Below are 6,104 nucleotides of genomic sequence, written 5' to 3' on the forward strand. Positions count from 1 at the left end.
GAGTATGGACTTTTTAGTCAAATCCAGTTCAGTTGAAACACTTAAAACCAGCGCACTTGTGTTAACTGTTAACGAACAACTGCAACTCGACAGCCAAGGCCAACTCATCGACAGCTTATCTGGCGGCGCAATCAGTGCGCACCTTAAAGCCGGTGACATCCAAGGCAAGCTCGGACAAACCTTATTGCTGCACAGTTTACCTAATCTCAGCGCCCAGCGTGTGTTATTGCTTGGCATTGGTAAAGATGCTGAACTGTCAGACCGCGCGGCACGCAAATTGATCACTGCGGTATTAAATGTTTTTAAAAACCTATCGATTAAAGATGCCGCTCTAGGCTTTACTGATCTGCGTATCAAGGATCGTGATGCTTATGCCAGCGCCCGTTTAATCGCTGAATGCTTGGCCGATGGCCTGTATGTTTTTGATCAGTTCAAAAGTGAGAAAGCGCCTGCTGTATTGATTAAAAAAATCACTTTTGTCTGCAGTAAAGAACAGCAGAAAAAAGTCAGCGCAGCCTGCGAGCATGGTAAAGCGATTGCTTCAGGCATGGCTTTTACTCGTGACCTTGGCAATATGCCACCTAATATCTGTCATCCACGCTACCTTGCCGAGCAAGCCAAGCAACTGGCCAAGGCAAACAAAAAAGTCAACGTTGAAGTACTCGAAGAGAAAGAATTGAAAGCGCTCGGCGCGGGAGCCCTACTCGCCGTAGCACAAGGTAGCGATCAGCCGCCGCGCATGATTATCATGAACTACCAAGGTGCTGATAAATCACAGCAGCCTTATGTGTTGGTGGGTAAAGGGATTACCTTTGACTCAGGCGGCATCAGTCTCAAGCCAGGCCCCGGCATGGATGAAATGAAATATGACATGGGCGGCGCAGCCAGCGTGCTGGGTACATTTAAAACCTTGCTGAAACTGGATCTACCGATCAACGTGATTGGCGTACTGACTTGCGCAGAAAATATGCCAAGCGGCGGCGCGACGCGTCCTGGTGATATCGTCACCACCATGAGCGGTCTGACCGTAGAAATTCTTAACACCGACGCTGAAGGCCGTTTAGTCCTCTGCGATGCTTTGACCTACGTGAAACGCTTTAACCCACAATCAGTGATCAACGTTGCCACTCTAACTGGCGCTTGCATCGTTGCTTTAGGCAGTAACACCAGTGGTTTAATGGGCAATAACCCAGAACTGGTTGCCAGCTTGCTCAGCGCCGGTAAACAAGCCAGTGACGTTGCTTGGGAGCTGCCATTGTTCGATGACTACCAAGAACAACTCGACAGCCCCTTTGCCGATATCGCTAACATTGGTGGCCCTAAAGCCGGCAGCATTACCGCAGGTTGCTTCTTGTCACGCTTCACCAAAGACTACCCATGGGCGCACTTGGATATTGCCGGCACAGCATGGATCAGCGGCGGCAAAGATAAAGGTGCGACCGGTCGTCCAGTACCTTTGTTAAGCCAATACTTACTGGATCGCGCGCAGTGAAAGTAGAGTTTTACGTATTACCGACCACACAAACGGCGGACCGCTTAAATGCGGCCTGCCGTTTGGCACATAAAGCCTGGCGTGCAGGCTTTATGACATTTATCCGTTGCAGCGACGCAGCGCAGCAGACAGAGCTGGATGCGCTGCTCTGGACGTTTCGCAAACCAAGCTTTATACCGCACGAACTGCACAGCGAGAACGCAAGCGCACCTGTGGTTATCGGCCTCAATGAGCAGCCCCATTTTCGCGAGGCGGTACTGATTAACTTACACCAAGATATTTCAACACATCTTGACTGTTTTATTCGAGTGATTGAAATCGTCAACCAAGAACCTGAACTGCTACAGATCTGTCGGCAAAACTTTGTGCGCTACCGAGAACTCGGCTACCAGCCTGCCCGCGTTGAGCTCTAACTCGCTGCTGAAACACCATCGTTAAACACCTAAGCTGATTATTTATCCAGACTTAGGCCTATTTCTAACAAGTTTAATCCTCACTTTATGCTCCGATGATGGCCGCTCGGCCTGAAGCCTGATAAAATCGCGCAATTAAACGTATTTTTCGCATACTTCGCAAAGGCCCAATTCATGAGCAGCAATAAAACTTCTATAAGCTACAAGGACGCAGGTGTTGATATCGACGCAGGTGAAGCACTGGTTGAGCGCATTAAAGGCGTCGCCAAACGCACCGCACGCCCTGAAGTGCTGGGTGGCCTTGGTGGATTTGGAGCTTTATGCGAAATTCCAGAAGGCTATCGCCAACCGGTTTTAGTCTCTGGCACCGATGGTGTCGGCACTAAATTGCGTTTAGCCATTGATCTGAACAAACATGAAAAAATCGGTATTGACCTGGTTGCCATGTGCGTTAACGATTTAATCGTCAGCGGCGCAGAGCCTTTGTTCTTCCTAGACTACTACGCTACCGGCAAACTCAATGTCGATATCGCTGCGCAAGTGGTGACGGGTATTGGCGAAGGTTGTGAACAAGCGGGTTGCGCACTGGTCGGTGGTGAAACAGCGGAAATGCCAGGCATGTACAGCGGCGAAGATTATGACTTGGCAGGCTTTTGTGTTGGCGTCGTGGAAAAATCAGAAATCATTGACGGCAGCACAGTGGCTGCTGGTGACGTATTGATTGCCCTGCCTTCTTCAGGCCCGCACTCCAACGGTTACTCTTTGATTCGTAAAATCATTGAAGTGGCAAAGGTTGATATCCAAACCACAAAGTTAAATGGTCAAGCCCTCAGCGATTTACTGATGGCACCAACCCGTATTTACGTTAAGCCTTTGCTCAATCTGATCAAAGAAACGGGCGCGGTTAAAGCGATGTCGCACATCACTGGTGGCGGATTACTAGAAAACATCCCACGTGTGCTGCCAGCCAACTCGCAAGCAGTGATTGATGTAGCGAGCTGGACACGCCCTGCGGTATTTGACTGGCTACAAGAGCAAGGCAACGTCGAAGAAGTTGAAATGCACCGCGTGCTGAACTGCGGCGTGGGCATGGTGATTTGCGTGGCCGCTGAGCAACAAGCCACGGTGCTTGAGCACTTGCAGGCCAATGGTGAGAAGCCATGGGTGATTGGTCACATCCAAACAGCCGGCGACAACGCTGAGCGTATTGTTCTTAACAACTTAAAAAGTCATTAATGAGCGACTCTAAAATCTGCAATATCGTTGTCCTGATCTCCGGATCAGGCAGCAACCTACAAGCCATTATTGATGATTTAGCGGGCCACCCTAACGCACGCATCTGTGCGGTTGTGAGTAACCGTGCCGATGCATATGGGTTGGTTCGCGCACAAAAAGTCGGCATCGCCCAGCATGTGCTCAATCATAAAGATTTTGCTGATCGTTTAGCCTTTGATACAGCACTGATGCAAGTGATCGATCAGCATCAACCTGACCTAGTAGTGTTAGCTGGTTTTATGCGAATTCTGACCCCAGAGTTTACTCGTCACTATGCCCAGCGTTTACTCAATATCCACCCATCGTTGCTACCCAAACACAAAGGCTTAAATACCCATCAACGCGCACTTGAGGCGGGTGATAGCGAGCACGGTTGCAGCGTGCACTTTGTCACCGAGGAACTCGATGGCGGCCCAGTAGTCATACAAGCAGCACTGCCGATCCAGGCACATGACAGCGCAGAGCAGTTAGCCGAAAAAGTCCATGCCCTTGAACACAAAATTTACCCGCTCGCCGTACGCTGGTTTGCCGAGCAACGCTTACAACTCAATCAGCAAGGTGCAGTACTGGACGGCCAACCTTTAGCCAGCTCTGGCTTTCAGTTTCAATCTTAGGAGACTCCATTATGCGTCGCGCTCTATTTTTATTTTTAGCTGCACTCAGCCTGCCTGCCAGTCTGATGGCTACCGAACTGCAACCTTTCTCGGCCAGTTACACTGCTGACTGGAAGCAACTGCCTTTTAGCGGCAAAGCGGAACGCAGCCTGCAAGCTCAAGATGATGGTACTTGGAAGTTAGATTTCTCTGCTTCAATGCTAGTGGCAGGACTTAGTGAAACCAGTTGGTTAACAATCCACAATGGTGACGTTCAACCACAAAAATACCGTTATTCGCGCAACGGCATGGGCAAATCAAAAAAGATCAAGCATGATTTTGACTGGAGCACACAAGTGGCCACCGGCAGTGATCGCGGCACGCCAGTTAAACTGACGCTGATCCAAGGTGTACAAGACAAATCGTCCTATCAACTGGCTTTACAGCGTGACATTGCTAAAGGCAAAACTAGCATGTCATATCAAGTGCTTGATGGTGACGAACTGGATACCTATGATTTCCGTGTCCTTGGCGAAGAAAGTGTCGAGACAAAAGTGGGTACAGTGGATGCGGTAAAAGTAGAACGCGTACGCGACCCAACACAAAGCAAGCGTAAAACTATCCTATGGTTTGCTAAAGACTGGGATTACTTATTGGTGCGTCTGCAACAAGTAGAAAAAGACGGCAAGGAATACCAGATCATCCTAGAAAGCGGCAGCGTCAACAATAAAGACGTTAAAGGCCGTAACTAACCCCCTCTATCGCGCGCACCTTCCTCATGGTGCGTGCTGCTTTCAACTTGATCAACATCAAAACACTTTATATTTAAATATAATATAATCCCTAATATCGGCAAGCTACTCCAGGTTGCTATATTTTGAGGACTATTGAGCATGGCTATGAAAACCTTACGCGCCACAGGTCACATGGGCGCGGGTATGACCATTGAAATTATGTGCGGTGAGCACAAGGTTTATATGGATCAACCTAAAAATGCAGGCGGTGCAGATTTAGGTCCAGCGCCACCAGAGCTGATTCTCGCTGCTTATGCAGGATGTGTTGGCAGCATTGGTCGCATTATCGCTTTCCAAGAAAAAATCACCCTGCGCGGCATGACCTTTGCTGTAGAAGCAGATTACGATCCAGATCGTTTACTCGGGCGTGAAACTTCTGCCCGCTCGGGTTTCCAAGAAATGCGTTTAAAGGTCAATATTGATGCAGACTTAGATGATGAAGCCAAACAAGTTTTTTTAGATAAAATTGAAGCACGCTGCCCGGTTGGCGACAACCTGATTAACTCAACTAATCTGATTACTGTCCTCGATAAGTGAAGAACTCTAAAGCCCGAAACATATCAAGCGCAGTGTGCGTTAAGCACTAGCTCAAAATTCTAATTAAGTATGAGGCCGAATAAAATTCGGTCTCATACTCTAAAACCATTATTGTCGGCGTGCTCATTCACAGCGCACAATGTACTTAACGTTGCTCATGCATTAACTTGCAGCACTATCTGTAGCTTTTCTTGACCTTCCACGCTACCCAACCCACAAGTTATTTAGGGACACAAGAAACACAACAGTTGCAGTGCATTGCAACATGCTCAATGCTCAATGCTCAGCGCCAGCACCATGGACACTTAAGACTCTTTCTTGCTCCTTAAGAATCGCCTGCAAGAAGTACGCGTGCCGTACCGTCCTTATGCTGCTTTTCTCTCAACGAGCCATCAGGGCTCGATTCGGGCGCTTCGCCATCCTTGGCCGCGCTTATCGCAGCACAAGGGAGGTACTCACTAATCATTTGCGTTGTTCTGCTCTAATTATGTCGGTCTCTTTAAAAGCATTTTGAGTCTTCAGAATATTACAATGCAGGCTTTTAAAGCCACAACTCAATAAGCCTGTAGCTGTAAAACCCCGCAAGCCAACCACTTAACCTTGATGCTTTCATAACTACACCTAATGACGCTCCCATGCTGGCTAGCAAACAACACCACTGATCACTGAGCGCTGCGCTGCAGCTGTGGCAAGCGCAGTCATGGATGACGTAGCGCCGTCGTTGAACCCTGGATGGGTTCGTCGGCGGGAGAGCAGTTGCAGCGCAGTGCGGCATGCTCAACGTTAGCAATCCAATCAGTTAACGCTCCCGTAAGCCGCAGACCTTATGCATCACTCATTAATCATTACCGGCGTCTGCTCGCGAGGAAGTATCTTTAAAGCTCAAGGCTATCGCGGGTATGGCCCGCTCATACGGGGATTGTCGAGGCTGATCTCGGCTTACTGGGCCCGACTGTGATTTATTTTCATTGTGCATAAAAAAACCCCAGATCATTGCTGA

The 6,104-nt window shown here is 48.8% G+C and carries 6 protein-coding genes; all 6 read left to right on the forward strand.

Annotated features, from left to right (window positions below; all coding sequences use genetic code 11):
- Nucleotides 1-4 precede the first annotated feature (4 nt).
- Nucleotides 5-1,492 carry a leucyl aminopeptidase gene (locus H591_RS0109555; protein WP_022966726.1) on the forward strand — a complete coding sequence of 496 codons (1,488 nt, stop codon included), beginning with the start codon at nt 5-7 and terminating at the stop codon, nt 1,490-1,492.
- Complete coding sequence (locus H591_RS0109560) at nt 1,489-1,905, forward strand: DNA polymerase III subunit chi (protein ID WP_022966727.1); 417 nt, start codon at nt 1,489-1,491, stop codon at nt 1,903-1,905. Before H591_RS0109555 ends, H591_RS0109560 begins: the two co-directional genes overlap by 4 nt.
- A 174-nt stretch (nt 1,906-2,079) precedes the next feature.
- Nucleotides 2,080-3,141 carry a phosphoribosylformylglycinamidine cyclo-ligase gene (gene purM / locus H591_RS0109565; protein ID WP_022966728.1) on the forward strand — a complete coding sequence of 354 codons (1,062 nt, stop codon included), beginning with the start codon at nt 2,080-2,082 and terminating at the stop codon, nt 3,139-3,141.
- Nucleotides 3,141-3,794 (forward strand): phosphoribosylglycinamide formyltransferase, encoded by a 654-nt coding sequence (gene purN, locus H591_RS0109570; RefSeq protein ID WP_022966729.1) that lies wholly within the window; start codon nt 3,141-3,143, stop codon nt 3,792-3,794. The genes purM and purN overlap by 1 nt, the downstream gene beginning before the upstream one ends.
- An 11-nt stretch (nt 3,795-3,805) precedes the next feature.
- Complete coding sequence (locus tag H591_RS0109575) at nt 3,806-4,525, forward strand: DUF3108 domain-containing protein (protein WP_022966730.1); 720 nt, start codon at nt 3,806-3,808, stop codon at nt 4,523-4,525.
- Nucleotides 4,526-4,666: 141 nt separating this feature from the next.
- Entirely contained in the window at nt 4,667-5,104 is a 438-nt protein-coding gene (locus tag H591_RS0109580) for an OsmC family protein (protein WP_028244330.1), read from the forward strand.
- Nucleotides 5,105-6,104 lie beyond the last annotated feature (1,000 nt).

This window comes from Denitrificimonas caeni DSM 24390, assembly GCF_000421765.1.
GTDB classification, from domain to species: Bacteria; Pseudomonadota; Gammaproteobacteria; order Pseudomonadales; family Pseudomonadaceae; genus Denitrificimonas; species Denitrificimonas caeni.

Excerpts from the sequence above, each read along its gene's own strand:
- H591_RS0109555 (WP_022966726.1), top strand. The coding sequence starts at position 5 with ATGGACTTTTTAGTCAAATCCAGTTCAGTTGAAACACTTAAAACCAGC.
- purM (WP_022966728.1), top strand. The coding sequence starts at position 2,080 with ATGAGCAGCAATAAAACTTCTATAAGCTACAAGGACGCAGGTGTTGAT.
- purN (WP_022966729.1), top strand. The coding sequence starts at position 3,141 with ATGAGCGACTCTAAAATCTGCAATATCGTTGTCCTGATCTCCGGATCA.
- H591_RS0109575 (WP_022966730.1), top strand. The coding sequence starts at position 3,806 with ATGCGTCGCGCTCTATTTTTATTTTTAGCTGCACTCAGCCTGCCTGCC.
- H591_RS0109580 (WP_028244330.1), top strand. The coding sequence starts at position 4,667 with ATGGCTATGAAAACCTTACGCGCCACAGGTCACATGGGCGCGGGTATG.